This window comes from Trichlorobacter lovleyi (assembly GCF_015239775.1).
GTDB lineage: Bacteria > Desulfobacterota > Desulfuromonadia > Geobacterales > Pseudopelobacteraceae > Trichlorobacter > Trichlorobacter lovleyi_B.
Genome location: NZ_CP058409.1, coordinates 2,984,659 through 3,011,107, shown reverse-complemented (window position 1 = coordinate 3,011,107; position 26,449 = coordinate 2,984,659). Strand labels below are relative to the sequence as shown.

27 protein-coding genes are annotated in these 26,449 nt (G+C 58.6%); 13 read left to right on the top strand and 14 right to left on the bottom strand.

Features of this window, described 5'->3' with window-relative positions; all coding sequences use genetic code 11:
* The first annotated feature begins 20 nt into the window (after window positions 1-20).
* A complete protein-coding gene (locus FY034_RS13900) occupies window positions 21-1,124 on the top strand; it encodes a class I SAM-dependent methyltransferase (protein WP_265551573.1) in 1,104 nt (367 codons plus the stop codon).
* Here FY034_RS13900 and FY034_RS13895 read toward each other — a convergent pair.
* The 3 genes from FY034_RS13895 to FY034_RS13885 are packed head-to-tail and all read right to left on the bottom strand — an operon-like array spanning window position 1,121 to window position 2,758.
* Complete coding sequence (locus FY034_RS13895) at window positions 1,121-1,741, bottom strand: trimeric intracellular cation channel family protein (protein ID WP_265551571.1); 621 nt, start codon at window positions 1,739-1,741, stop codon at window positions 1,121-1,123. The two genes, FY034_RS13900 and FY034_RS13895, sit on opposite strands and share 4 nt — an antisense overlap.
* Window positions 1,738-2,220, bottom strand: coding sequence for a YchJ family protein (locus FY034_RS13890; protein ID WP_265551568.1), 483 nt, complete (start codon window positions 2,218-2,220; stop codon window positions 1,738-1,740). The genes FY034_RS13895 and FY034_RS13890 overlap by 4 nt, the downstream gene beginning before the upstream one ends.
* A 49-nt stretch (window positions 2,221-2,269) precedes the next feature.
* Window positions 2,270-2,758 carry a PaaI family thioesterase gene (locus FY034_RS13885; protein ID WP_265551565.1) on the bottom strand — a complete coding sequence of 163 codons (489 nt, stop codon included), beginning with the start codon at window positions 2,756-2,758 and terminating at the stop codon, window positions 2,270-2,272.
* A 155-nt stretch (window positions 2,759-2,913) separates the two neighbouring features.
* Here FY034_RS13885 and FY034_RS13880 point away from each other — a divergent pair, with 155 nt between their 5' ends.
* Window positions 2,914-3,075 carry a hypothetical protein gene (locus FY034_RS13880; RefSeq protein WP_153304697.1) on the top strand — a complete coding sequence of 54 codons (162 nt, stop codon included), beginning with the start codon at window positions 2,914-2,916 and terminating at the stop codon, window positions 3,073-3,075.
* A gap of 81 nt (window positions 3,076-3,156) precedes the next feature.
* Here FY034_RS13880 and FY034_RS13875 read toward each other — a convergent pair whose 3' ends face one another.
* The 3 genes from FY034_RS13875 to FY034_RS13865 are packed head-to-tail and all read right to left on the bottom strand — an operon-like array spanning window position 3,157 to window position 6,909.
* Complete coding sequence (locus FY034_RS13875) at window positions 3,157-4,152, bottom strand: YhdH/YhfP family quinone oxidoreductase (protein WP_265551562.1); 996 nt, start codon at window positions 4,150-4,152, stop codon at window positions 3,157-3,159.
* 18 nt (window positions 4,153-4,170) lie between these two features.
* Window positions 4,171-6,156, bottom strand: coding sequence for a hypothetical protein (locus tag FY034_RS13870; RefSeq protein WP_265551560.1), 1,986 nt, complete (start codon window positions 6,154-6,156; stop codon window positions 4,171-4,173).
* A gap of 57 nt (window positions 6,157-6,213) precedes the next feature.
* Window positions 6,214-6,909, bottom strand: a complete 696-nt coding sequence (locus tag FY034_RS13865; protein WP_265551558.1) for a PilZ domain-containing protein — start codon at window positions 6,907-6,909, stop codon at window positions 6,214-6,216.
* A gap of 142 nt (window positions 6,910-7,051) precedes the next feature.
* Here FY034_RS13865 and FY034_RS13860 point away from each other — a divergent pair, with 142 nt between their 5' ends.
* The 4 genes from FY034_RS13860 to FY034_RS13845 all read left to right on the top strand — a co-directional run bounded on the left by FY034_RS13860 (window position 7,052) and on the right by FY034_RS13845 (window position 12,145).
* Window positions 7,052-8,920, top strand: coding sequence for a B12-binding domain-containing radical SAM protein (locus FY034_RS13860; RefSeq protein ID WP_265551556.1), 1,869 nt, complete (start codon window positions 7,052-7,054; stop codon window positions 8,918-8,920).
* Between the two features lie 264 nt (window positions 8,921-9,184).
* Entirely contained in the window at window positions 9,185-9,859 is a 675-nt protein-coding gene (locus tag FY034_RS13855; RefSeq protein ID WP_265551552.1) for a hypothetical protein, read from the top strand.
* Window positions 9,860-10,060: 201 nt separating this feature from the next.
* On the top strand, window positions 10,061-10,495 hold the full coding sequence (locus FY034_RS13850) for a hypothetical protein (RefSeq protein WP_265551551.1): 435 nt from the start codon (window positions 10,061-10,063) through the stop codon (window positions 10,493-10,495).
* A 105-nt stretch (window positions 10,496-10,600) separates the two neighbouring features.
* Complete coding sequence (locus FY034_RS13845) at window positions 10,601-12,145, top strand: B12-binding domain-containing radical SAM protein (protein ID WP_265551549.1); 1,545 nt, start codon at window positions 10,601-10,603, stop codon at window positions 12,143-12,145.
* On the opposite strand, the gene FY034_RS13840 is transcribed toward FY034_RS13845, so the two are convergent.
* The 3 genes from FY034_RS13840 to FY034_RS13830 are packed head-to-tail and all read right to left on the bottom strand — an operon-like array spanning window position 12,136 to window position 13,670.
* Window positions 12,136-12,588, bottom strand: a complete 453-nt coding sequence (locus FY034_RS13840) for a phosphate-starvation-inducible PsiE family protein (RefSeq protein ID WP_265551547.1) — start codon at window positions 12,586-12,588, stop codon at window positions 12,136-12,138. The two genes, FY034_RS13845 and FY034_RS13840, sit on opposite strands and share 10 nt — an antisense overlap.
* A gap of 39 nt (window positions 12,589-12,627) precedes the next feature.
* On the bottom strand, window positions 12,628-13,155 hold the full coding sequence (locus tag FY034_RS13835; RefSeq protein ID WP_265551546.1) for a YeeE/YedE thiosulfate transporter family protein: 528 nt from the start codon (window positions 13,153-13,155) through the stop codon (window positions 12,628-12,630).
* On the bottom strand, window positions 13,152-13,670 hold the full coding sequence (locus FY034_RS13830; protein WP_265551544.1) for a YeeE/YedE thiosulfate transporter family protein: 519 nt from the start codon (window positions 13,668-13,670) through the stop codon (window positions 13,152-13,154). Before FY034_RS13830 ends, FY034_RS13835 begins: the two co-directional genes overlap by 4 nt.
* A gap of 289 nt (window positions 13,671-13,959) precedes the next feature.
* Here FY034_RS13830 and FY034_RS13825 point away from each other — a divergent pair, with 289 nt between their 5' ends.
* Both FY034_RS13825 and FY034_RS13820 read left to right on the top strand, forming a co-directional pair.
* The gene (locus FY034_RS13825; protein WP_265551542.1) at window positions 13,960-14,844 is read left to right on the top strand and encodes a DUF362 domain-containing protein; all 885 of its coding nucleotides are present in this window, start codon (window positions 13,960-13,962) and stop codon (window positions 14,842-14,844) included.
* A complete protein-coding gene (locus tag FY034_RS13820) occupies window positions 14,845-16,380 on the top strand; it encodes a 4Fe-4S binding protein (protein ID WP_265551540.1) in 1,536 nt (511 codons plus the stop codon).
* Here FY034_RS13820 and FY034_RS13815 read toward each other — a convergent pair.
* Window positions 16,360-17,337: a tRNA-dihydrouridine synthase family protein gene (locus FY034_RS13815; RefSeq protein WP_265551538.1), complete on the bottom strand. Its 978-nt coding sequence runs from the start codon at window positions 17,335-17,337 to the stop codon at window positions 16,360-16,362. The genes FY034_RS13820 and FY034_RS13815 overlap by 21 nt on opposite strands.
* Before the next feature lie 109 nt (window positions 17,338-17,446).
* Window positions 17,447-17,926 (bottom strand): FKBP-type peptidyl-prolyl cis-trans isomerase, encoded by a 480-nt coding sequence (locus tag FY034_RS13810; protein WP_265551536.1) that lies wholly within the window; start codon window positions 17,924-17,926, stop codon window positions 17,447-17,449.
* Window positions 17,927-18,082: 156 nt separating this feature from the next.
* On the opposite strand from FY034_RS13810, the gene ovoA reads away from it, so the two are divergent.
* Window positions 18,083-20,191, top strand: coding sequence for a 5-histidylcysteine sulfoxide synthase (gene ovoA, locus FY034_RS13805; RefSeq protein WP_265551533.1), 2,109 nt, complete (start codon window positions 18,083-18,085; stop codon window positions 20,189-20,191).
* Window positions 20,191-21,327, top strand: a complete 1,137-nt coding sequence (locus tag FY034_RS13800; protein WP_265551531.1) for a MalY/PatB family protein — start codon at window positions 20,191-20,193, stop codon at window positions 21,325-21,327. Before ovoA ends, FY034_RS13800 begins: the two co-directional genes overlap by 1 nt.
* Window positions 21,328-21,671: 344 nt before the next feature.
* On the opposite strand, the gene FY034_RS13795 is transcribed toward FY034_RS13800, so the two are convergent.
* From FY034_RS13795 to FY034_RS13785, 3 genes are read right to left on the bottom strand one after another with little or no spacing between them, the layout of a single operon-like run.
* Window positions 21,672-22,355, bottom strand: a complete 684-nt coding sequence (locus tag FY034_RS13795; RefSeq protein WP_265551529.1) for a hypothetical protein — start codon at window positions 22,353-22,355, stop codon at window positions 21,672-21,674.
* Between the two features lie 26 nt (window positions 22,356-22,381).
* The gene (locus FY034_RS13790) at window positions 22,382-23,455 is read right to left on the bottom strand and encodes a type IV pilus twitching motility protein PilT (protein ID WP_265551527.1); all 1,074 of its coding nucleotides are present in this window, start codon (window positions 23,453-23,455) and stop codon (window positions 22,382-22,384) included.
* Window positions 23,456-23,469: 14 nt separating this feature from the next.
* Window positions 23,470-24,693: a DUF4388 domain-containing protein gene (locus FY034_RS13785; RefSeq protein WP_265551525.1), complete on the bottom strand. Its 1,224-nt coding sequence runs from the start codon at window positions 24,691-24,693 to the stop codon at window positions 23,470-23,472.
* Window positions 24,694-24,802: 109 nt separating this feature from the next.
* Between FY034_RS13785 and FY034_RS13780 the strand changes: the two genes are divergently transcribed.
* The 3 genes from FY034_RS13780 to FY034_RS13770 all read left to right on the top strand — a co-directional run bounded on the left by FY034_RS13780 (window position 24,803) and on the right by FY034_RS13770 (window position 26,428).
* Window positions 24,803-25,120: a DUF2288 domain-containing protein gene (locus FY034_RS13780; protein ID WP_265551524.1), complete on the top strand. Its 318-nt coding sequence runs from the start codon at window positions 24,803-24,805 to the stop codon at window positions 25,118-25,120.
* 105 nt (window positions 25,121-25,225) lie between these two features.
* Complete coding sequence (locus FY034_RS13775) at window positions 25,226-25,795, top strand: hydrolase (RefSeq protein WP_265551522.1); 570 nt, start codon at window positions 25,226-25,228, stop codon at window positions 25,793-25,795.
* A gap of 27 nt (window positions 25,796-25,822) precedes the next feature.
* A complete protein-coding gene (locus FY034_RS13770; RefSeq protein ID WP_265551519.1) occupies window positions 25,823-26,428 on the top strand; it encodes a carbonic anhydrase in 606 nt (201 codons plus the stop codon).
* The last annotated feature ends 21 nt before the right edge of the window (window positions 26,429-26,449 follow it).

Here is a 26,449-nt window from a genome sequence, read left to right as displayed (position 1 = left end):
TACTGCAATCAGGAGCCGTTATGTCGTTTCGTGAAGTAACCGGTCACTACGAGCGCCATCCCTATCCCTATTATCCGCTTTTGGCCTCGGTGCGTCGTTACGATACCTATGCCATGAACCTGACGGCGCTCTGGGGCCGCTTTAACGGAGAGTTGCTGCCGGAACAGGACGGGAAGATCCTGCTCTCCGGCTGTGGGGCCTTTGCCCCGTATCCGATGGCGCTTGCAAACCCGGCGGCGGAGATTACCGGGGTTGATCTGGCACGGCACAATCTCAGGCGGGCACGGCTGCATTGCCTGCTGCATCGACGGTTTAACGTCACCTTACGGCAGGGTGATTTTCTCGATCCATCCGTCACTCCGGGGCCGTATCACTTTATTGAGGCGTTCGGGGTGCTGCACCACCTGGATGACCCGGCAGCCGGCATGCAAGCCTTGGAGCGGCGGCTGCTGCCCGGCGGCATCCTGCGGGTGATGGTCTATGGCCGCTATGCACGGCAGGAGGCGGAGTCGGTCCGGCGTGCCATGCGGCTCTTGAAGGTGCGGGATCTGGCTGCTGTCAAGCGGATGGTGAAAAGGTCCGCACCGGGCAGCCGGTTGCGGAACTATGTCGATGCTGCCTGGGAGGCGAAAAATGACTCCGGGCTGGCAGACCTGTTCCTGCATCCCAATGTCACCACCTACCGGATTGACGAGTTCATGGAACTGGTGGGGCGGACCGGGCTGAAGCCGCTGCTGTTTACCCATCTGGATGCGCTGGCTGACCCGCAGCAGGAGATCATCCGGCTGCGGGAGCTGGACCGCCGTCGAGAGACCCGCGCCAATATCATCTGTTACCTGGGCCGGGATTGCAAAGGTGCGGCCAGCCCGTCATCAGGTTCACGTCTGATGTTGAACCCGGCCTTGCGGGAGGCGGTCTCACTGCTCAGCCCTGCTGCGCCGGTGCCGATTGAACGGCTGGGGCATGACAATCCTGCATTGAGCTGGGGCGTGCGGCGTTTTTTGCGCCGCTTCATCAGGCCCAGGGCCGAGCTGGAGCTCTCAGTCACTGAAAGGCAGCAGGCTGAAGAGTATCTGCAGAGGCTGTTTCTGGTCAGGCTGCGGGAGGGGAGCTGCAGTCATTAATCCCGGTAGAAGTCGTTGGCGCGGGGCAAGGCCCAGTTATAGCGGATGGCCAGCAGGCGCATGCTGATCACCAGCAGGGCTGCAGCAAGCAGGGACCAGGCATGGGGGATGTTGGTGTAGCGGTGCAGCAGATACAGCAGGGTTCCGCCCGCCAGGCAGGCTGAGGCGTAGACTTCACGCTGCAGCACCATCGGTACCTGGGCAGACAGCAGATCACGGATCATACCGCCGGCAGTGGCGGTCATGACTCCCATCATGACCGAGCCGAACAGCCCAAGCTTGAACTCCAGTGCCTTGCCGGTGCCGATCACCACAAAGGTGCCCAGTCCAACGGCATCAAAGTAGGGCAGGGGATGATGCAGAAACTCCAGGTGGTGGCGGAAGATGAAGACAAGCAGCGCAACCGCAACCGAGAGGTAGAGGTAGGTTTCATCCTTGAAGATGAACGGCGGGGTATCACCCAGCAGCAGGTCACGCAGGGTGCCGCCGCCGCAGGCGGTAACCAGCCCCAGCATCAATACGCCGAACAGATCCATTTCCCGCCGGATAGCCGCCAGTGCCCCGGAAGCGGCAAAGGCGGCAGTTCCCAGCAGATCAAGGCTGTAGAGAAAACTCATTTGCCACAGCACTTCTTGTACTTCTGACCACTGCCGCACGGACAGGGGTCGTTACGGCCAACCTTGGTGACGGTGATCGGCTTCGGCTTGACCATGACGCCGTCGCTGAAGTACCAGCTGCCCTCTTTGCGTGTGAAAAGCGCATTTTCATGGTGTTCCCGCAGGGTGCCGTTTTCTTTGAAACGGGCAATGAATTCAACCTCACCGGTTGTGTCATCCTTTTCACCCTTGCTGGTGCCGATAATCTGCAGTCCCAGCCATTCCGAGTTTTCCGCCCAGGCCCGGGTGCCGTCATGGTCGTAGCCCGCACGGTTTGCCGGATCGGTACTGTTGAAGACAAAGTCCATTTCAGTCCGGGTGTAGGCGCTGTAACGGGCCCGCATCAGCTGTTCGGCGGTTTCTGCCGGCTGGCTGCCTTTGATGATCGGTTCACAACAATCGCTATAGGGTTTGGTGCTGCCGCAGGGACAGGTGGTCATGGGTTTCGTCTCCAGATAAGAGTGTGTGATGGTTTGCTGGTTAAAGTTGTTATCGTCCGGGAATAGTGATGCAGAGGCATTGCCCCTCTGCGTAAACTGTTTCCTCGCAGAAGAGGCGGCCGTGTACCATGACTTTGCGCCCTTCCACAGAGACCACCTTGCTTTCAAGGGTGATCACCCGTTGCAGGGGCAGCATGGCGCGGAAACTGACATTCAGGTTGCCCACCACAATCGGGTAGCCTTCTGCCCAGGCGGCCAACCCAAGGGCTTCGTCCATTATGGCGGCAATGGCGCCGCCGTGGGCATGCCCGGGGGGGCCTTCGGTTCCCGGCCCGAACCAGATACGTGCATGCAGGTGTTGTTCAGGGTCACGGTAGTAACGGACTCGAAAACGGTTGCCGTCCGGTTCACCGGAGACAAAGCGGAGCGAGTCGCCCACCAGTGAAGGTGCATCAAAAGGGGTCCAGTCGGCCTCACCGCTCAGATCCACCGGTAAGGTCGGCGTAACAGCAGGTTGTTCAGCAGGTAATGGTGCCACGGTCATACTCCTCGGGAAAATGGTTCCGGTCAAACAGCGGGCCTCACAGTACCAGATTCAGTTGGAGTAATAAAGTCTGAACAGATTTGTTGCTGTGGGGGGCGCGGGCTGTGGTATACTAACTATGGAGAAACAGACGTTGAAAGGGGGTGGCGATGATGAAAGGTATGGTGCCTCCGGTCAAGATGACGCGACATGTTGTGGTGCCGATGCTCAACAAACATGAGCTGGTAATCCGCCGTGCTCCGAACCACAACGTGCATGTTATGACGCATCATGGCAAGGTTATGATCGGTCGTAAAGGGCGTACCACGTAAAGCACGCTGCGAGCACTATTTGATATGAGCGGTCCGGCCAGTGCCGGACCGCTTTTTTGTTCGTTGCAAGGAGGTGCGGTCTTACAGTCTGACAAGGGTACGTCCCTGTGCCCTGCCTTCCAGCATGGCCATGATAGCCGCCTCCAATCCATCCAGGCTGATTTCATGTACCGCGTCTGCAAGGTTGTCCAGCTTCCAGTCGTTGGCCAGGCGGTGCCAGACCTCGAGGCGTGGCGCCATTGGGCACTGCACTGAATCTATGCCAAGCAGACTGACTCCCCTGAGAATGAACGGGAAAACGTTTGCCGGCAGCTCTGCTGAATCAACGAGGCCGCAACAGGTTACGGTACCGCCGTAACGGGTAGCCTTCAGCACCGCAGCCAGGGTTGCTCCCCCCGCCACATCCACTGCGCCGGCCCAACGTTCCTTCATCAGTGGACGTTCAGCCCCTTTCAGCAGCTCATCCCGATGGATACTTTCAGCCGCCCCCAGCTTTTTCAACAATGATTCCGTAGCCGGTTTACCGGTGGCAGCCACGACCCGGTATCCTGCCCTGGCCAAAAGCGCCACGGCAATACTGCCAACGCCGCCACTGGCCCCGGTCACCAGAATGTCGCCCTGCTCCGGCGTCACGCCGTTGTTGACGAGCTTCAGCACTGACAGTGCTGCCGTAAAGCCGGCGGTGCCCAGGATCATGCTCTCACGCAGGGTCAGGCCGTCCGGCAGCGGCACCACCCAGGCCGACGGCACACGAATGTACTGGCCAAAACCGCCGCTGGTGTTCATCCCCAGGTCGTAGCCGGTAACCAGCACCTGCTGGCCGGGGGAGAAGCTGTTGTCGCTGCAGTCGGCAATGGTACCGGCAGCGTCGATGCCGGGGGTATGGGGGAAGTTTCTGGTCACCCCCGGATTACCGGTGGCCGAGAGCGCATCCTTGTAGTTAAGGGATGAATAGGCCACCTTGATGATGACCTCACCCGGCGGGAGATCGGCAACTGTCCGCTCGCCAATCCGGCGGCTGAACTGCTTCGGAGCGGTTTCTTCAACAATGAACGCCTTAAACGATACAGGTTCCATGAGCTTTCTCCCCTTGTTTTAGTGCAACTGCAGTACAAACAGCTCCAGCCGTTTGTCATCACGGTGGCCTGAAACGGCATAGACCCGCTTGCCATCCACCATGATGGCATCGCGGCGGTTGAGATACAGCTGATCCGGCAGCCTGAACGGTGCAATACGTTGCGTGCCATCTGTTGAAACCGTCATCGCCCAGTTGCTGTCAGGCTGATAGGTCTTCCAGAGGATCAGGATGCTGCCATCGGGCAACCGGGCGGTCTTGATGTTGTGGGCCGAAGAGCCATCCCCCGCAGTATAGCGGGTCAGCCAGACAATGCCGGTGCTGCGCTGCTCGTTCCATGCACCGTTAAAGCTGTAAAAACCGCCGGTTTCTGCCGGTCCCCTGGTAAGCAGCAGCTCATCAGGGACAACGTTGCCGCGGCCTGCCAGTGTGGAGAAATCCTTGCGTACCACAACCAGGCCGATATTGCGTGGATCAGCCTTATCGAGCCCTAACCGGCTGTTGTCCAGCACCCTGCCTTCCGGTGAAGGTTCGCCGGCAAAGACAACCATGTAGCCCTGTGGTGTTTCGATGATTCCGCCAAGCTCCGAGTAGGTGTTGTTGTCGTTTGACCATTTGTAATAGGTCTTGTCAGGCCTGCTGATGTCCGGGTAGGGGGGGAAGGTCTTGCCGGCAGGATTTCTGGCGGTCTGGCCATGGCCTGTTTTGAAGGTGTAGACCACCCGTGAAGTCCTGTTTTGGTCGCTAAGTCTGTGCAGGTGTATGCCGCGCGGGTAGTTGTCGCCAAGATCAACGCCGATGAACTCGCCGGCTGTATTCACGCTTAAGACATTATCAAAAGAATGGCCAGATGTTTGTCCCAGATTCCTGATCTGCCGCAGGCTGTCGGCATCAAAGATCACGGCGATGCCTCCCTGGTGATTCAGGCCATCGGCTGACTTGTGCATGGTTCGCATCAGCATCATGCAGAGCCTTCCGTTTGACCAGACAAGGTCGGCGGCTTCGGTTTTCATGGTAAAGATGTTGAGGCTGGCGGGTGAGGAGTCAGGGACAAAACGGGCCAGCAGTTTCCCGCCGGCGTCTGTCTTGGCCAGTTCAAGAATCTCCGGGTCACCTTTCCCGCGGGCCAGCAGATAGTACAGGTTGCCGGAGGGGTCTGCGCAGGCTGCCAGCAGACGGCCGGGCCGTTCCATTGCCAGGGTGATGCTGGCGGAGCTCTGCAGGTCGCTACTGAAGCGGGTCAGGCGGATCTCCAGGCTCTTCTTGTCCTGCCAGATGATGCCCGGGCCGGCTCCTGTTTTGATGATGAAAAACTGGCGTGTCATGCCTTGGCTGTCCTGCCGGTGGCGCGGGTCAGGAACATTCCCGTCAATGCGGTGGCGGTACACAAGCATCTTGCCCAGGGGGGTGTCGGTTAGGCTGGCCGCTTCTAGGTTGCTGTCAAGCTCGGGGTAGTTTGATATGCGGGTTTGGGCCGGGGCAAGGAAGTAGGTGGCACTGCCCTTGATGCTACTGGCACTCAGCCCCATTATCCGGGTGTCCTGTCCCGCTATAATCTCATTTTCCGTAACCGTGCTAACTGGTGTGACGCCTGTGTCATCCAGCCGGTAGATTGTCCATCGTGATTTCGAAGGGAAACGGTAATACACGGTGTGGTGTGAACCCAGAAAATTACGAGCCTTGTGGAGCGGTTCAGTAAGACGGAAGGCATCAAAACGCTGATTGTGCCCGGTAACGCTGACCCTGCCCAGTTCAACCGGAAAGCTGCTGTGGTTGAAGCGGCCATCAACCCAGTAATTGTTCTGATATTTCAGGGCCACCAGCGTCAGAGGCCCAATCCGGTCCTGCTCGCTGCCGGTCGCGTTACGATTCGCATCCGTGGTCTTGCCCGGCAGGATTTTTGATTCAGTTACTGTGAAGCTATAGTGCTGCAGTCCCGGAACTGACAACTGGCCGCTGATCAGCCCTGCTGCGGTAATACAGAGTGCGATGATTCTGCTGAACACGGATCACCTCCATCTGCAATGGGCGTAACGGTTGGGGGCTTTGGTATGAAACGACTATCAGGCTACCAGGCGGTCGCGGTCATGGTCTTTGGCATGCTTCAGCAGCCGCAGCAGAAATTCGCTCAGGCATGGCGTTAACTCATGGAAATGCACGCCGATGCCGGGTGCGTGACGCAGGCCCCAGGACTGCTTCCAGCGAACCGTTGCCTTGATCTCGCAGCCCGGTTCCTGGAAGAAGACGGTCAGTTCATCACCGATGGAGAAACGTTCCGGGTTGAAATCAACAATGAAGGCGCCGCCCCAGGAGATATCCAGGGTAAAGGCCCGGGTTTCCGTGTCGCCGAAGCGGGTGGCGACTGAGATACCGATGACATGGCGGTGGTGGGCGCGGAGCTGACGGGCGGTAAAATTGTAGCAGGCGCGGTTGATGAAATCATTGAGACTGTTTTCCTGCTTTGCGGCGCCGGGCATGGTCATCGGGATCAGCATGGTTCCCATCACCCGTACCCGCAGGGTCGGGAAAAAGCCGGTCAGGGAACAGGCCACGATCTTTTCCTCCCCCTTGGCCTTGACGATGGAGGGGAGATCCACCAGAATTCCGCAGTACAGACTTTTGAGTGCCAGATCTTCGGCCTCCAGAAAGGTGGCGCAGGTAGCAATCTCAACGTCAAAGGCGTGCAGGCTTGTGGCCAGTGCCGCACGGGTGTCATCATTGACAGAGATTACGATGATGGGATGGTCAAGCAGGGGCATCAAATTTGTCCTTGGCAGTTTCTCAATCTTGAAACAATAAAGAAAAATATTTGAAACATCAATTGAATTAGCATCCGTCCAGCAGCTCTTTAACATACCGGAGTGCTGGAGCTTTCCTTCCGATTGGTGTACTGTAGCCGCCATGAACTTACACCTTGTTACCCTTCACGCCATGCCGTCCGCCCAGGCCGTGCCACTTGCCGCTGCCTTTCTCAAGGCCTATCTGGACCGGTCTCCTGCCCTGCAGGGGAAGGTCGCCGTCACCAGCGCCGAGTTTTTCTGCGGTACTCCTTTAGAACAACTGGTTGCCTCTATCAAAGAGCAACAGCCTGACATCGTCGGCCTGCCGGTCTATGTCTGGAACCGCCTGGAGTGCTGTAAACTGATTACGTTATTGCGCCAGCAGTTTCCAAATCTGTTGCTGATTGCCGGCGGCCCTGAGGCCACCGCTGACCCGGCCCGCCTGCTGGCCGAGGCCCCCTTTGACCTGCTGGTGGTGGGAGAGGGGGAGCTGACTGCGGCCGAACTGCTGGAACGCCGCCTGGCCGGGGCCTCACTGCAGGGACTGCCCGGCACCGCCCAACTGATGAATGATGAGCTGCAGGTGATTCCCCGTGCGCAGATCGAAGACCTTGCCCTGCTCCCTTCGCCCTATCTTGCGGGGTTGCTGGACCGGCATATTGAAAACGGCATGGTCTGGCAGCTCTCCCGTGGCTGCCCCTATGCCTGCGAGTTCTGCTATGATGGTATGGGAGATCGCAAGGTGCGGCGCTATCCGCTGGATCGGATGGAACAGGAACTGGCCTATCTGGTGGAACGCGGTGCCTCCCAGATCTTTGCCCTGGATTCCACCTTCAACACCGACAAGAAAAGGGCCAAGCACCTGCTGCGCCTGATTCGTGAGACTGCGCCGGGTGTGCACTTCCACTTTGAGGTGCGCCATGAACTGCTGGATAAGGAACAGGCCCAGCTGTTTGCGCAACTGACCTGCTCAGTCCAGATCGGCCTGCAGAGCGCTGATCCGGCCGTGGCCGGCGGGGTGGGCAGAGCATTCAACCGCGACGAGTTCACTGCCAAGGTGATGCTGCTGAATGACTCCGGCGCCACCTTTGGTTTTGACCTGATCTACGGCCTGCCGGACGATTGTTTTGACAAATTCCGTGAAGGGCTCAACTTTGCCCTGTCGCTTTACCCCAACCACCTGGATATCTTCCCGCTGGCCGTGCTGCCCGGCACCAAGGTCGCCCACAAGGCAGCCGCTATCGGCATGCGGCATCTGCCGGGTCCCCCCTACACCCTGCTGGAATCACCAACATTCCCGCTGGCGGATATGGCCAGGGCGCGTCAGCTCGGTTCAGCCAGCGACATCTTCTACTCCCGCGGCAAGGCCGTGGCCTGGTTCAACGGGGTGGCGCGGGGGCTCAAGTTGAAGCCGGTGGAGCTGCTGGAACGGTTTGCCGACTGGTTGCAGCAGCGGATGGGCCGTATGCCGGATGAGGCTGAGTTGGAGGACCAACAGATCTGGCAACTGCAACGGCAATTCCTGACCAACCTCTTTGATGAGCGTAAGGCCCAGAAACTGCTGCCTGCTGCCCTGGACTGCGTGGATTACCACTATGCCTACGGTGTGGCGTTGATGGCGGTGCCGCCGATCCCGCCGGATGATGACCAGCTGCTACAGCTTGATCTGCTGAAGATGAAGCTGATACGCGCTTCCTCATTGACCCTGCTGCCGTTTCACTATGAAATACTGGATATTCTGGATTCCGGCGAACCTGATCTGGCCTGGATCACCAAACAGCTGAAACAGACCGGCTCCTGGGCAGCCGTCTACCCGGCCCACGGCGAGGTCTGTACTGAATCGCTGATCAAGCCCTACTTCCGCCTGCTTGAAGAGTTGGATGGCAACCGGACCTCCGGTGTCATTGCCAAACAGTTGCGGATTCCTGCTGATGAGGCGCTGGAGTTTCTGCAGTTTGCCATGGCCGAGGGGATGGTAACGGGTGAGTAACGTCAATTTGAGCATTTGCCATGAAAATTCGGATTGCACGTTCGAATTTTCATGGTGACGCATTATTCTTCTTGCTCTGCTCCTCTTCGCTGGCGTGGGTACTGTGACAGCAGGTTTGCCTAAAGCAGGCTGAAGAACTGTTCCATGTGGGAGGATGAGCGGTTCACGTGCGTGAACCGGGCAATAGCGAGTTGTGCAAAGATGAAATTACAATAAAGAGAAAGCAATCACCTCAAGACGTAATCATTGAAGAGGCAATGACTGATGAATACTGACTCTACGAAGGCAAAACGGAAGTTCGCGCGCATCACGTACGCGAGCACCCCCCTTGGGCATGTGCTTGAGAAGATGCGAGGACGATACCAGGCGGACTCTGATCCTGACACCCTTGTTGTTCCGTATGTCATCATGTGTGCGGCGTACCTCGAGGCCAAGCTCAACGATTCGTTGTTTCACCACACGCTTTCGAAGTACGGAGAGGAAGTGGCAGGTGCGTATATTTCACTGTCTTTACCAAAGAAGCTGCTGATTGTTGTCCCGGTGATGACTGAAGGAAAGTACTCGATCAACAAGCGGCACTTTGTGTATGAGCGTCTCGCCTCACTCATTCGCGTCAGAAACTCGATCGCACATGCGAAGGCCGAGTTTCAAGAGTTGAGTCCGGAACACGCCGAGGACGCACAACTAGCTGCAGTCCCTATGCTGTTCCTAAATGAGGCTCAACTTCAGAGGAGAATGCAGAATATGCCTGTATTCGACTTTACGATGGGTGCCGCGAAAACTTTCTCCCCACTGGAGTACCACGAAGCGCTCGAGAAATTCGAAAAGTGGTTCTTTCAACGATGCCCTGATCGCCTGTCGAAAGTTGCAATGGTAGTTCATGAAGAACATGGGCATTGGCAACCGGACTCCTCGCAGTTTGTGAAAATTCTCCGTTGATCTCAATCGATGTAATGTCATCGGTGAAGAGGCAAACACTTCATTCGTCACGGACGCACTTACGACGTACTCGCTGAAGCCATAATGCCCAACCAGGTCAGTGGAGCGGTGAACCCGCTCACCGCCCGCCCCGTTAGGTGCCCTAAATTGGGTTGCTGTGTTTTAGTTGCCGAAGTAATAGCCGTCGAAGGTGCCGGCGCCATGTCACAATTGATGCATGACATCAGGAGAAAGGGAGGCTGGAAAATGAGACGACATTTCATGGCGGGTCTGCTTGTGTTATGCTGTTTGTGCTTTGCACCTCAGGTTTCTTGGAGCGCCGGGGAAGACCAGATGGAACCGGAAAACATTTTACATCTGCATCCTCTTTGCGGCTCCTGTAAGGAGCTCAGCAAAAAGACAATCGAGATCATGCCGATACCGGAGGGGTTGGGCTGCATCCCATTCGGCAGTCTTTTCAGCACTATCTGCGAGCAGGCATCGGGCGATAATCCGGCAGCCAGCGTGTTATGTTTTGCCGGCGGCGGTGTCGCAAAACAGGTGTGCCAGTACAATTACGGCTCACCCCAGAAGGTGTCAGAAGATCCGGGCGGGGCGGCAAAACACATATGCAGCGGCGTAAAGCTGTGCAAATAACAACCTGAGGCCCCAAAAGGGGACAGGCTACTTTATGCAGGCGACCAATCGCTCAAGTCCTGGAGTCGTATCCGTGATCTCAGACCGCAACCGTAAGTCCGCATCGTGCTGCTAATCTTCCCCCCCATTGCCAAGGCCTGTGAGCCGCCGGCCGGGATCGCCCGGCTGGCCGGAGTGCTTAAGGCCAACAAGATCCCCTGCCGGTTGTGGGATGCGAACTTGGAAGGGCAGCTCTGGTTGCTGGAGCAGCAGCCAGAGGCAGATGATACCTGGACCGGGCGGGCCTGGCGCAGCCGCCAGAACCACCTGGCAGCCCTGCGGGATCGCCGGACCTATGCCAACCCCGGCCGTTATGCCACGGCGGTCAATGACCTGAACCGTCTGCTGCTGATGGCGGCCAAGCCGCTGCAGGCCGAGGTCGGGCTGGCTGATTATCGCCAGGCCGATCTGACGCCGGTACGCAGCAAGGATCTGCTGCAGGCCGCTGCCAGGCCTGAGCTGAGCCCGTTCTTCCCCTTCTTTCAAGAGCGCCTGCCAGGGCTGCTGGATGGCATTTCCACCGTAGGCATCTCACTCAACTTTCTCAGCCAGGCCCTCTGCAGCTTCAGCCTGATCGGTCTGATCCGGCAGCAGTATCCGCAGATCATGATCGTGGCTGGCGGCGGTCTGGTGTCCTCCTGGCTGTCGCGGCCGGATTGGCAGAATCCGTTTGGCGACCTGATCGATCAGCTGATCAGTGGCCCCGGCGAAAGGCCGCTACTGGAGTTGTTGGGACACAATACGTCGTATTGCAACAGCCTGCCTGACTATCAGCAGTTGCCGCTGCAGCAGTACCTGAGCCCCGGCCTGATCCTACCCTACAGCACCGCGTCCGGCTGCTGGTGGAACCGCTGCTCCTTCTGCCCGGAGCGGGCCGAGGGGAGCCGTTACCTGCCGCTGCCAACCTCACAGGTACTTGCTGAACTGCAGCAGTTGGTGCAACGGTATCAGCCAACAGCACTGCATCTGCTGGATAACGCCCTGAGCCCGGCCCTGTTGCAGGGGCTGATCAGGCAGCCGCCAGGCGCCCCCTGGTACGGCTTTGTCAGGTTTGAACGGCAGTTGACTGATCCGCAATTCTGTCATGCCTTGAAACAGTCGGGCTGCGTGATGCTGAAGCTGGGGATTGAGTCCGGTGATCAGGCGGTGCTGGACCGTCTGCATAAGGGGATTGAGCTGGAGATGGCCGGGCTGATTCTGGAAAACCTGCGGGCAGCGGGGATTGCGGTCTATGGCTATCTGCTGTTCGGCACCCCGGCTGAGGATGAAGCTGCCGCCCGGCGTACCCTGGCCTTTGTGCAGCAGCACCATGCCGCCTTGACCTTCCTGAATCTGGCGATCTTCAACATGCCGCTCTTTGGTGATGAGGTGCCGGCATACGAGACCGAGCTGTTTTATGAAGGAGATCTGTCGCTCTATACCGGATTCAGACATCCCTCCGGCTGGGGCAGGGGAGAGGTGCGGCGTTTCCTGCGCCAGGAGTTCAGCCGTCCCCCTGAAATCTCAGCGATCATCCGGCGTGACCCGCCGCTATTCACGTCCAACCATGCCGGGCTGTTTTGCTGCTGCGCATCTACTGCCGCAGATGCACAGCAGCAGCGTCAGGACTGATCTTCGGTTGTAGCTGGCAGCTGACGGCGGGTACGCATCAGGAAAAAACCGGCGCACAGGCTGATAATGAGTGCGGCGGCGGCAAACATGGTGCTGCTTTCATACTCTTTCCAGTCGATGATGATGACCTTTCTGCTGACCGCAATGATCGCCACGGCAATCACCAGTTCCACCCGCAGCGTGTGTTCCTGTTGCAGATAGCTTTTAAAGACGCTCTCGAACAGTTCAACTCCGATCAATACCAGCATGAACAGACCGAATATCTCCAGTAGTTGATCAATCTTGAGCAACAGGCCGCTTTCAATGATGTCTTTGGCGATCAGCCAGAGCAGGTCGAGCGTCGCCAGTATCAGCACCAATGCCATTGCACAGGTGATGATCAGTATGATCACATGATCAAACTGTTTTAAGAACTGAATTATGTTTTTGTTTTCGTCATTCATGCCTCACCTGCGCGCGCCCTGTTGTCATGGTGCGAATGTTTACAGTCCCTTCTTTTCAAGCCAGCGGAACAGCAGCAGGGTGCCTGCCACCAGGGGGACGATGATCAGCCAGTGGTTGACCCCCAGCACCTGCGGCAGGGTGATCTTGCCCAGGTTGCCCCAGGTCAGCACGGTGGCCTTCATGGCCGGGAAGGCCTCGGCGTACAGGGCCGCCCCCAGCAACATGCCGGCAATGCCCCACAGGGCGTCCCAGCGCCCTTCGCCCAAGGCACCGGCCGAGGTGCCGGGGCAGTAGCCCAATAGCCCCCAGCCCAGGCCGAAGGTGATGCCGCCGATGATGTTGGCCCCCAGGATGGTGGTCTTGATCGAGAGCTTGACCAGGCCCAGGTCGAGCAGCAGGTAGGTGCCCACCATGGCGACGATGACGCTGGAGAGCATGAACTTGATGATGGTCATATCTTTGAGCAGCAGAGCGCCCAGCTGCTTGTCGTAGCGCAGCACCCGTCCCTTTTGCAGCAAAAAGCCAAACAGCAGGCCGGTGATCAGGCCGTAGAAGAGATCATTCATTGGTCACCTCCGCCGTACAGCATCCGCGCCATGATGATGCCGCCGATGAAGAAGCAGGCCAGTGAGATGTAACCGCTTACCGCTAGCTGGAGCGAACCGCTCAGCCCGTGACCGCTCGGTCAGCCATCGGCAAGCCGTGCTCCGAACATGGCGACGGTGCCCCCCAGGAAGGCAACAACGCCCCGTTTGATGACGCTCGGACCAAACCGGCGCTCCCAGAGCGGCGGCACCGCCTGGTAACGGAACGAGGCGTCCCTGATGGAGGCGATCAGGGCGCCGGCAAAGATGCCGACCACAAACATGGTCTGCCAATCCACCTTGGGCACCTCCTTCAGAAAGTACTCCATCTGGGCCACCCGCTCCGGGCTGATCGTTTTTTCAAGCAGGCCGGCGGTGCGGACAAAGGTGGTGGAGGCGCCGAAATACTTGCCCACGAACCAGACCGAGCCGATACTCACCAGGCCGGACAGCGCCCCTGCCAGGTAGGGGCTCCAGGGTCTTTCCTGATTGGTCATAATGCTCTCTCCTTTGCGCCCTCTCATGAGGTGTTGTGAATGTTAGAGCAGAAGTATAGCAGGGTAATGCGGCTTTGCAACTGGCGGAGGTAGGTCTGATGCTGCCAGGAGCAGGGGGTAGCCCAGCACGGCGACCTGTGCCAGGAGTTCAGCCGTCCTCCCTGAAATAGCGGCGATCATCCGGCGTGACCCGCCGCAGTTTACCTCCAGTCATGCCGCCTTGTTTCTGTCTTGATTTCATCGCTAACAGGGGTAGACTGGAATCAATTACCGATTGTCGGAGGTGACCATGGATCGCCGTACCTTTATCAAGAGCGCAGGGGCAGCAACGGTGCTGGCACCGGTGCTGGTGCAGGAACTGCTGGCTGCAACGGAGATGTCGCTGGTGGCGGTGGCCGAAGGGACGGACTACCCGGCCATAACCCGCAAGGCGATTAACGCCGTGGGGGGGATGAAGCGTTATGTCAAGGCAGGGGATCTGGTGGTGGTCAAGCCCAACATGGGCTGGGATCGCTCGCCGGAGTTTGCCGCCAACAGCCACCCGCTGGTGGTGCGGGCCGTGGTGGAGGAGTGTCTGGCAGCCGGTGCCAGAAAGGTCAAGGTCTTTGACCATACCTGCAATGATCCGCGGCGTTGCTATGTGAACAGCGGTATTGAAAAGGCGCTGAAGGGGCTCAAAGGGGTGGAGTGCAAACAGATTGAACCGGAGCGGTTCAGGATGACCGCCTTGAAGGGGCAGTTCCTGAAGGAGTGGGAGTTGTATGATGAGGCGCTGGCTGCCAATGTCTTTATCAACCTGCCGGTGGCCAAGCACCACGGTCTGTCCAGGCTGACCCTGGGGCTGAAAAACATCATGGGGGTGATGGGGGGCAACCGCGGCTTTACCCATCGCAACCTTGCGGTGGCCCTGGCCGATGTGAACAGTCACCTGCGCAGCCACCTGACCATCATTGATGCCACCAGGATCCTGACGGCCCACGGCCCCCAGGGGGGAAACCTTGCCGATGTCAAGGTGCTGAACAAGGTGATCGCCTCAGCCGATATCGTGGCCGCCGACGCCTATGCCACCACCCTGTTTGGTCTGAAACCGGCTGATATTGCGGTGACGGTTGCGGCCCATAAGCGCGGTCTGGGCCAGATGAATCTGGACCGGATCAAGGTGGTTAAGGCCTGATTGGTGAAAGCGACCAAGGCCCGCATAAGCCAGCTGCTGTTCCTGGCACTGTTTCTGTTGCTGTTCCTGCAGACCGAGTATCGTGGCCATGACCAGATCAATGCCGCGGTCAACTCCTTCTTCCGGGCTGACCCGCTGGTGCTGTTCAGCTACCTGCTGGCAGCCAAGAGCTGGACCTGGCTTTTGCTGCCTGCGGTTCTGATGACACTGGCCACTCTGCTGCTGGGGCGTTTCTTTTGCGGCTGGATCTGTCCGCTGGGGACCCTGCTGGATCTGCTGACGCCCAAACAACGCTCCACCAGGCCGGTCCCCTGGCTGGCTGGCAACCTGAAGTACTGGTTGCTGCTGCCGCTGTTGTCTGCCTCGCTGTTTAACCTGAATCTGGCCGGGCTGCTTGATCCGATCGCCATCCTGCTGCGGGGGATGACCTTCTTTTTCTATCCCCTGCTGGGGCTGACCGCCCGTGAAGGCTGGGTACGCCTGTACGGGCTGATCGGTGAACAGCGCGACAGTCTGGCGCCTGCCTATGGCCTGCTGAAGAACTACCTGCTGCCATTCCGTGAGACCCTCTATCCCCTGGCCTTTGTCTCTGCACTACTGCTGGTGCTGATCATCCTGCTGGAACGGCTGGAGACCCGGGCCTGGTGCCGTCATCTCTGCCCGCTGGGCACCCTGCTGGGCTGGTTGGGGCGCTTCTCCCCCTTCAAACGGATTCCACCGGGTCTGTGTGGCGATTGCGGCCAGTGCCGTGAACTCTGCCCGACGACCTTTGATCAGGGCGGCCTGAACCGGGAGGAGTGTATCCTCTGCATGGAGTGTGAGCAGGGCTGCCCCAACCAGCGGATCAGCTTCCGGCCGTCGTGGCCGCTGCAGCTGTCCGAACCGGTTCTGCCGCAGCGCAGGCTGCTGCTGGGGGGGCTGGCAGGGGGACTGCTGCTGGCGGTGCCGACCCGTTTCCGCTCGCCAGAAAAGGAGGCCGCTCTTTTGCGTCCGCCCGGCGTACGGGATGAAGACGATTTTCTGAAGAAATGTGTCCGCTGCGGCGAGTGTATGAAGGTCTGCCTCAAGAATGCCCTCTATCCCGCTGCCTGGCAGGCCGGGCTGGATGGGATCTATACCCCGCTGGTGATCCCCCGGCTTGGCTACTGTGAGTACCACTGCACCCTCTGCGGTCAGGTCTGCCCCACCGGCGCCATTCCCAACCTGGCTGTTGAGGAGAAGAAGCGGCAGGTGATCGGCAAGGCGGTCTTCGACAAGAATCACTGCCTGCCCTTTGCCCGCAGGATCGACTGCATCGTCTGTGAGGAGCACTGCCCGATACCGGACAAGGCGATCCGTTCCCGCGAGGTGCGGGTAATGGGGCTGGATGGGGTGATGAAGACGGTCAAGGAACCGTATGTTGTCGAAGAGATCTGCAACGGCTGCGGCATCTGCGAAAACGTCTGCCCGGTGGAGACCCGGGCCGGCATCAAGGTGCATGCCGTCAGGAACCGGGCGCCGATTACGGAGACGGCATCAGGTCAACTGGGTTACTAGGTCTGAAAACTGCCGGATCGTGCGGGCCTTTTTAAGTGACTTGAGCTGTTTGGCAAAATCAGGGTCATCCATGGTGGCAAACACGCTCTTGACCTTGCCCAGGATCTGCTGTTCGCCGCAAAACAGTCCCTGATAGCGTTCCAACAGTCCGGCCAGGTAGTGGCGCAGCATGGCAGCCCGTGCAGCCCGCTCCGGCTGATCAGGCCTGCCTGCCCGTAGCCGCTGGAACAACAGCGGGTCGGCAATGGCACCCCTGCCCAGCATCAGACCGGCCGCTCTGGTCTGCCCCAGTACCCGCAGTCCGTCCTCCACCGTGCGCACATCACCATTGGCAATCACCGGCAGGCCGGTCTCCTGCACCACCCGGGCCGTGATGCCGTGGTCGGCCAATCCTGCATACTCCTGCAGCACCGTGCGGGGATGCAGGACCAGAAAATCCACCTTGGCAGACTCAAAGAGCGGCAAAAGTGAGAAGATCTGCTGCGGGTCGCTGTAACCGGCCCGCAGCTTGACGGAGAAACTGCCTTGAATCTCGGCACGCAGCGCCGGGATCAGCTCCTGCAGCAGCTGCGGCTGTTGCAGCATGCCGCCGCCAGTCAGGCCGGTGGTCATGCGCCCGAAAGGGCAGCCCAGGTTCAGGTTGATATGGGCCGCTCCGGCAGTCTGTGCAGCCCGAGCCGCGGCAACCAGCGCCGCAGTGCCATGGCCGATCAGCTGGACCACCAGCGGGATACCCTGTTCGGCTGCTGCAATCTCCTGCAGGTCGGATGAGGACAGCCGCCGGTTGGTCTCGCCGGGGGCCACCCGCATGAACTCGGTAAAGAGGGTGTCCGGCCTGACCCATTGGGCAAACAGGTGACGCAGGCCGCGGTTGGTCAGCCCCTGCATCGGGGCCAGCATCAAGGGCCGGGTGTCAGGGGGCCAGGGGAGTGTGTGGTGTGATGGGAGGTCAGTCATGGATCCGGGGTGGAAAACTCAACCCCCCTCAGTCCCCCCCTTTTCAGGGGGGATGTCTGTCATGAATTGAGTGACTCCCTCCCTGAAAAGGGAGGGCCGGGGAGGGTATCTACAGGATTTCTACCAGTTCAACCTCATAGGTCAGGTCTTCACCGGCCAGGGGGTGGTTGGCGTCAAAGGTGATGGCGGTGTCGCCGATTTCCACCACCGTTACTTCCAGCTCCTCGCCATCTTCGCCGGTCAGTACCAGGTCGTCGCCCACTTCAGGGGTCAGGTCTTCCGGCAGCAGCTCTTTTTCAATGGTGAAGACCGCTTCGGCGTCATACTCACCAAAGGCCTCTGCAGCGGGGATGCTCACGGTTTTGGTCTCGCCGGGAGTCATGCCGACCAGCGCCTCTTCCACCATCGGGAAGAAATCCTCTTCACCAATGACCAGTTCCATCGGACCGTATTCACAGCCGCAATCATCACCGCAGTCATCATCAGTACAGCAGTCCTGTGCCTCAAGGGTGGTCTCTATGATACTGCCGTCTTCCAGTTTACCGGTAAAGTTGATCCGTACTTTATCGCCTTTTTTTGCCTGTGCCATGATTGTAGCCTTTCATCTGTTGTTAGTGCTGAAGTTTGCTGCATGGTACGGGGAACCGCTGCCAGCGTCCAGTAAAATTATTGTAACAGTGAGGTGTAACCGTCAAAGTTGGGCTATACTGGCAGGCATTGAGCGTGCAGAAAAAAGGGGGATGAGATGAGCCTGAAGGATAGACATACGGTTGTGCTGGACAGCGGCGACCCTGAACAGAAACGGCAGGAGATTCTTGACTACTTTCATGCCAGCTTTGACATCGATGAAAAACTGTATGAAACCCTGCGCTGTGATGAGGCCTTTTACCTGCGGCCCGACCGGCTGCGCCATCCGCTGATCTTTTACTACGGCCATACCGCAACCTTTTTTATCAACAAGCTGATCATTGCCAAGGTGCTTGAACAGCGGATCAACCCGGCCTTTGAATCGATGTTCGCGGTGGGGGTGGACGAGATGTCCTGGGATGATCTGGACCAGAGCCACTATGACTGGCCATCGGTGGCGGCGGTCAAGGCGTACCGGGATCAGGTTCGCTCCGTGCTGGAGCGACTGATCCGTACCATGCCGCTGACGCTGCCCATTACCTGGGAGTCACCCTGGTGGGCGGTCATGATGGGGATCGAGCATGAGCGGATTCATCTGGAAACCTCGTCGGTCCTGATCCGCCAACTGCCCCATGATCAGGTGCAGCAGCTGCCTTTCTGGGATATCTGCCCTGACGCGGGTGAACCCCCGCAGAACCGGCTGCTGCCGGTCCCCGCCGGTACGGTGCATCTGGGCCGGCCCAAAGATCACCCGCTCTACGGTTGGGATAACGAGTACGGCAGCCATAATGCCGAAGTGGCCGACTTCATGGCTGCCCAGTATCTGGTCTCCAACCGTGAATTTCTGGCCTTTGTCGAGGCAGGCTGCTATGGCGATCAGCAGTGGTGGACCGAAGAGGGCTGGAGCTGGCGTCAGTTCAAACAGGCAGAGTATCCCCTGTTCTGGATCAAAAGCGAGGCAGGCTGGCTGCTGCGTACCATGGCCAGTGAGATTCCGATGCCCTGGAACTGGCCGGTGGAGGTCAATTGTCTGGAGGCCGGGGCGTTCTGCACCTGGAAGACCGCGCAGAGCGGGAAGCCGGTCCGTTTGCCCACCGAGGATGAATGGCACCGCTTGCATGATCTCTGCAACCTGCCTGATCAGACAGACTGGGATCGTGCACCGGGCAATATCAACCTGGCATACTGGGCTTCCTCCTGTCCGGTGGATCGTTTTCAGCAGGGTGATTTTTTTGACCTGATCGGCAATGTCTGGCAATGGACCGAGACCCCGATCTACCCGTTTCACGGTTTTGCCGTGCATCCCTGGTACGATGACTTCTCCACCCCCACCTTTGATACCCGTCATAACCTGATCAAGGGCGGCTCCTGGATCTCAACCGGCAATGAGGCCACCCGGCATGCCCGCTATGCCTTCCGGCGGCATTTTTTTCAGCATGCCGGGTTTCGTTATGTTGAGAGCAGCGCCCCGGTGGTGATCCATGATGATCAGTACGAACGCGACTCCCTGGCAGCCCAGTACTGTCATGCCCACTACGGGCCGGAGCAGTTTGGCGTGCCCAACTTTCCCAAAAGCTGCGCTGAGATCTGCCTCGGGCTGATGCTGGGACGCAGGATGGGACACGCCCTGGACCTGGGCTGTGCCGTGGGGCGGGCCAGCTTCGAGCTGGCCGGGGGCGGTTTCCAGCAGGTAACCGGCCTGGATTTTTCCACCCGTTTTTTCAGGCTGGCTGCCAGGATGCAGGAGGAAGGGGGGCTGCGCTATGCCTTTCCTGAAGAGGGTGAGATCGTTTCGTTCCACGAAGTGACCCTGGCTGAGTTCGGGCTTGAGCAGACCAAACAGCGGGTACAGTTCTACCAGGCCGATGCCTGTAACCTGCCGGAGAAGTTTCGCGGTTATGATCTGGTGCTGGCAGCCAACCTGATTGACCGGCTCTACTCGCCACGCAGGTTTTTGAACACCATTCACCAGCGGATGAACCGGGGCGCTCTGTTGGTGCTTGCATCCCCCTACAGCTGGTCGGAAGAGTTCACGAAGAAAGAGGAGTGGCTGGGGGGCTACCGTGAGGCAGGTGAGCCGGTGTGGGGGATTGACGGCCTGAAGGCGGTCCTGTCACCCCGTTTCAGGCTGTTGGGTGAGCCGCAGGATCTGCCGTTTGTGATCCGCGAGACCCGACGCAAGTTCCAGCATAGCATTGCTGAATTAACCATCTGGGAGCTGTTGTGATGTTCGATTTTGACAGGGTGGTTGATCGTCGTAATACCGCCAGTGAGAAGTGGGATCGCTATGCCGGGCAGGATATTATTCCGCTCTGGGTGGCTGATATGGATTTCCGTTCACCGCCGGCAGTGCTGGAGGCCCTGCAGCAGCGGGTTGCTCATGGCGTTTTCGGCTACAGCAGACCGCCTGAAGAGCTGGTTGCTGTTGTGCTGGCAATGCTGCGGCACGAGTACAGCTGGCAGGTGCAGCCGGAGTGGCTGGTCTGGCTGCCGGGGCTGGTCTGCGGTCTGAATGTGAGCTGCCGTGCCGTGGGGGCTCCCGGGGATGCGGTTGTTACCTTTACTCCGGTCTACCCGCCGTTTTTGACTGCGCCGGGACTTGCCGGGCGTGAACTGATCAGTGTCCCGCTGGTCGAACAGCAGGGAGGCTGGGAGATGGATCTGGAGGCGTTGGAGCAGGCCATTACTCCCCGCACCAGGCTGCTGATGCTTTGCAGCCCCCACAATCCGGTGGGGCGGGTCTGGAGCCGGTCAGAACAGCTGGCGCTGGCGGATCTGGTTGAACGCCATGACCTGATGGTCTGTTCTGACGAGATTCACGCCGGACTGGTGTTGGATAGTGGCAAAACGCATATTCCTTTCGCCACCCTTGCACCGGAGTTGGCCCACCGTACCATTACCCTGCTGGCCCCCAGCAAGACCTATAATATTCCCGGTCTGGGCTGTTCCTTTGCCATTATTCCCGATAAGCGGCTGCGACAGTCGTTCCGGGGGGTGATGGCCGGGATCGTGCCCCATGTCAACCTGCTGGGCTATACGGCCGCCCTGGCGGCCTATCGCGATGCTGAAGCCTGGCGGCAGGCGCTGCGTGCGTATCTGCGGCAGAACCGTGACCTGGTGCTGGAGACCGTTCAGGCGGTTCCCGGCCTGAAGACCTGGCCGGTGGAGGCAACCTATCTGGCCTGGATTGATGCACGGGGGCTGCAGGTGGCTGATCCGGCCAGTCTGTTCGAGCGGGGCGGGGTGGGGCTGTCGGATGGGGCGCCGTTCGGGGCGCCGGGGTTTGTCAGGCTTAATTTTGGTTGTCCCCGGAGCCTGTTGCAGCAGGCCCTGGAGCGGATGCAAGCGGCCTGCGGAACGTGAAAGGCCCGCGATGGTTCGCGGGCCTCTGATACTTACATCCCTGTTTCACGGGAGTTCCGGCGCCTGGAGTGCGCCGGACAGGTACTGTGGATCACTATGTTCGCTGAGTACATCTTCGATGCAGATCACCTTTCCTGCTCGTCGTTCTGGTGCCTTCTGCTCTTCCGGTTAGCGCTACCGTTAAGTATACTATCGTCAGATTCGGCAGAATTTTCCAGTCTGTTTTTTTATTTTTTATGGGCGTATAGTTTATAAATTGCCTTGATCCAGCGTTGCACAAAACACAGGGGGTGTCCGGTCCGGACACCCCCTGTTCTGTTACGGTAAGGTTTTGGCGTGGCGGATCAGTACACGATCACCCGCAGGTTCTGGAGGCTTACCTTGTAGTTGCCGGAGACGGTGACGTACCCTTTGTACAGATCCGACGTGTCAGTGATCTTGGCCATAAACCAGCTGCCGCCGCGGGCGCGGTCCTTCTTCTCTGGTGCGCCATAGACGTCATGGCGGCGGTAATCATTAAAGGCGATTACCACCAGACCCAAGCGCAGTTCGTTCTGGGAGGCGATCCTGGTCTGCCAGTAATGGCTGGTCCAGTAGTTCTTGCCATCCCTGACCTTCATGAACTCCGCTTCGCCCTTGGTGCTGCCGCTCGGGGCATTCACCATTTTTGCCAGTTCCACCCAGATCCAGGTGTGCCCCTCCAGGCCGTGGCGCTGGATGAAGTAGTCGTCAGGCTGGATGAAGTGGCTGTCGTCTCCCATTTGGGGCCGTGGCGGCGGTGCGACCGGAGGTGCCTCGTAGCGTGGTGGAGGAGGTGGCGGCGGTACAAACTTGTCAACCTCCGGTTTTGGTGCCGGTTTCGGGGGCGGTATCTGTTTCTTGATCTTGACCGGCGGCGGTTTCGGTGTTTCACCAAGGTCGTAGACCTGGGGCTGCAGCAGCTCTTCCACGTTCTCGTCGGCGCTGCAGACAGAAACCGTGGTCAGGCCGGCACAGAGTGCCAAGATCAGCAGTTTAACCAATTTCATAGCGAATCCTCCTTGTGATGGCGTTGCTATTCTCCGGTGAATGTCAGTTTCCGCTCCAGGTCCATGGAACGGGTGATCCGTTTGGCCTGCTCAAAGGTAATCAGTTCCTGCTGACAGAGCTGTACCAGGTGCTGATCAAGGGACTGCATCTGGTACTGGGTGCGGCCGTTCTCGATATGCTTCTCGATCTCGTCGAAACGTCCCTCACGGATGCAGGCCTGAATAGTGGTGGTGGTGCGCATGATCTCAACCACCGGTAGTACCCGTTCGCCGGTCTTGTCGTTAATCAGGCGTAACGACACGGTTGCCACCAGAATGTCGGCCAGCCGCTGGCGGATCACCTCCTGGGCGTCGGGGGGGAAGTGCCCCACCAGGCGGTTGATGGTTGAAGAGGCGCTCTGGGTATGCAGGGTGGAGAAGACCAGGTGGCCGGTCTCGGCCGCCTTGATGCAGGAGTCAATAGTCTCCAGATCCCGCATCTCCCCCACCATGATCACGTCAGGGTCCATCCGCAGTGAGGCCTTCAGGGCGGCGCTGAAGCTGCCGGTATCGATCCCGACTTCACGTTGAATGATGCAGCTTTTGTCTGAGGCAAACAGAAATTCAATCGGATCCTCTATGGTGATGATGTTGAAACTGTCGTTCTGGTTGATGAACTGCAGCATGGAGGCCAGGGTGGTGGACTTGCCGTTTCCCGTCGGGCCGGTGACCAGGATCAGGCCGTTGGGGGCCTGGCAGATCTCTCCCAGCACCGGTGGCAGGTTCAGCTCGTTAAAGGCGGCAATGTAGGGAGGGATGACCCGCATGACGATGCCGACGCTGCAGCGTTGGCGGAAGATGCTGACCCGGAACCGGCCGCCATTGGACAGGGCGTAGGCAGCATCAAGTTCCCGCAGGTCTTCGGGCAACTGGCGATTGCTCTGGGCCAGCACGGTCTTGGCGATAAATTCGGTGTCCTGCGGGGTCAGGGAGGGCAGTTTTGAACGGATCAGTTGGCCGTGTGCCCTGAAAAACGGCGGGTTGTCCACCTCGAAGTGCAGGTCGGAGACCCGTTTTTCAAAGGCAATCCCCAGGATCTGGTTGAGCAGGTTCATGTCCATGTGATGTTCCCCTGTCAGGTGGTTTTCGTGGTTTGCTGCTTACGCAGCAGGGCGCTTTCAATCGCCAGACCGGCATGCTCGGCACACCCTTCCAGCTGAACCGTGGGCACCTCTGCAGCCTGCTGGGTGCCGAAGTCAGCGTAAATCAGCGAGACAACCCGTTTACCCAGTTTCAGCGGCAGCAGGAGTATCGTGTTGTCTGCCGGTGCTCCGATAACCGGGTAGAGATATTCTTGCAAGGCCTGATCATCGGATTTACCGTAGAAAAGGTGCCCCTTGTCAAGAATAAAACTGAACAGAGCGCCACTGCCAAGCGGGATCTTGAACCCCATGACCGGTCCGGGACCGGCATCCCGGGGGGTGGTGATGCCGATCCCCCGCTCTGCCACCAGTTCGGTATCCCAGGCCACCAGGGTCAGGGCGCGGGGAAACAGGGCTGCCACGGTTTCCAACAGGATTCTGGCGGTTTCCGGCAGGCTGCCCACCTGCTGCAGGCTGGCGCTGGTGTCTTTCAGGACGGCGTTGAACTTGGACTGCAGCAGATCCGATGGGGAGGACTGATCTTTCAGGGCCTCATGGAAGGCAGGCAGCTTGCGTTTGACCGTATCCAGATCGCCCAGACCGAGATCATCAGCCGAGAGGACCGTGCTGCTGTCCGGTTGTTCCGGTGCAGCAGGGGGCTGTATCTCGGCTGGCTCGTCTTCCATCGTCAGCAGGCCGTCCCGCATCTTTTCGTCAAAGATCCTCAAGGCATCCATCAGGACATGCTCGGTGGGCAGGGTAATCTCCTGGTCTAACTTGTCGGGGAAATAGCGGAATTCGTCACAGAGCAGTATCTCATCCACCTGCAGGGCAAAGCTCCCTTTTTTCCAGGTCAGCATCTCGACGATCGCCAGCTCGATCAAGGTTTCAAGGCCACGGTAGGCGGCATCCCGATCAGCAAACCCGTTCTCCAACAACGTTGCAACCAGCGGTTTTCTGTCTTTGCCGGCCTGTTCCTGGATAGTCAGGGCCTTTTGCAGGGTCTCGGCCGTGATTACCCCGGCCTCCTGCAGGATCGTGCCGATCAGGGCTCCCTTTGAATAATGGCTTGCCCCCACGATATAGCCGTCGCTGAAGGCAACCGAGATCTCCCCTTTGCGCCCCTGTACCTTCAAGGTGCCGGTCTTGCGGGTCGTATGCAACAGTTGGATCACATCAACTATGGAAAGGTGTTCCAGATCACCTGAGAAGGCCATGGCTGGCTCCTTGGAAAAGGTTTGTCTTCACATTTAAGCAGAAAACAGCCATGATTCAAGCAACAAAATGGAGCTGAACCGTAATTTTGTCCAGAGGAGGAAATGTTCTATGCAGGATGACGCCATGCAGGGATTGGCGGCACAGGTTGATACAGCCCAGTGGCAGTGGCTGCGTGCCCACAATGAACGGGGGGCCTTAATACTGGTTGAGGGGATGTTGGAGCTGGCTGTGGTGGGGGAACGGCTCGTGGCGGACGACGCTGCTGCCGTGCAGTCCTGGCTGGCGTCACGGCTTGTCTCAAAGCCGACTGCCGAACAGGTTGCAGCATGGAATGACGTGCCTGACAAGCTGTTCTCCATGTTGGTGGTAAGCCCGTTTGTGTTGATTCAGGAGCAGCACGAGGACAAAGCCCACACCTGCTCCTGAATAAAATAGAACGCTATTTCTGCCTGTTGCTGTTTTCTATCCAGCTATACCTTGCACGACAAGAAAAATAACTCTACACTGTGGTTATAAAAACAGGAGGCGGATATGACAACCATTCGGCAGCGTTTTTTTCTCGATGCAGCAGATTCTGTATTGGTGGTGATTGATGTGCAGGAGCGGCTGTGCAAGGCCATGGACCCGCAGGTGCTGGCCGGTCTGACCGCGAACACGGCTATTCTGCTTGAATCTGCCGCAGAACTGCAGGTGCCGGTTGTGATCACGGAGCAGTATGTCAAGGGGTTGGGCGAGACCCTGGCGGAGTTGCAGGAAAAGGCTGCGGCTGCCCCCCGGCTTGAGAAAATGACCTTCAGTTGCTGCGGCTGCACGGAGTTTGTAGAGCAGCTTCGGGCCAGCGGGCGACGGCAGATTGTGATTACCGGTATGGAGACCCATGTCTGCGTACTGCAGACGGCGGTTGAGCTGCTGGATGCCGGCTATGTCGTGCATCTGGTGCAGGATGCCGTCATGAGCCGTTCTGAACAGAACAAGCAGTTGGCAACAGGGATGATGCAACAGGCCGGGGCGGTGATCACCTGCACTGAATCGGTGCTGTTTCAATGGCTCAAGGCGGCCGGTACTGACTCATTCAAAAAACTTTCCAAGCTGGTGAAGTAGCCCCCATATTCCACGGGAGGTACGGCCATGATCACCACCCTGCTGGAAGGCAACAAGCGCTTTGTCTCCGAGGTCTTTGACCGGGAGAAAGACTACTTTGCCGAGCTGTCCAAACACCAACGCCCAACGGTACTCTGGATCGGTTGCTCCGACTCCAGGGTACCGGTCAATACCATCACCCAGACCAGGCCGGGAGAGGTGTTTGTCCACCGAAACGTGGGCAATATTGTGGCCACCAACGACTGGAACCTTTCCGCGGTGCTGGAGTTCACCATCAATCACCTGAACATACCGGATGTCGTGGTCTGCGGGCATTACAACTGCGGCGGCATCAATGCCCTGGTCAATGAAAGCCCGGATGATCGCTATATCCCGATCTGGCTGAACAATGCCTACAAGGCGCTGGAGCGGGTGGATGACAAGTTACGTTCGTTGCGCCTGCAGGTGACTGACGATCAGCGGCGGCGCCTGATTGAGGAGGAAAACGTCCGGCTGCAGCTGGAGCATCTGCACGAATATCCCTTTGTACGGCGGGCCATGCTGGATGGCAAACTGACCATCCACGGCTGGATGTATGACATGGATAGCGGTGAGATCAAGGTGATGCAGAAAAACGACATAATCTGCCGGTAGCAGCTGCGACCCTTAAGCGGG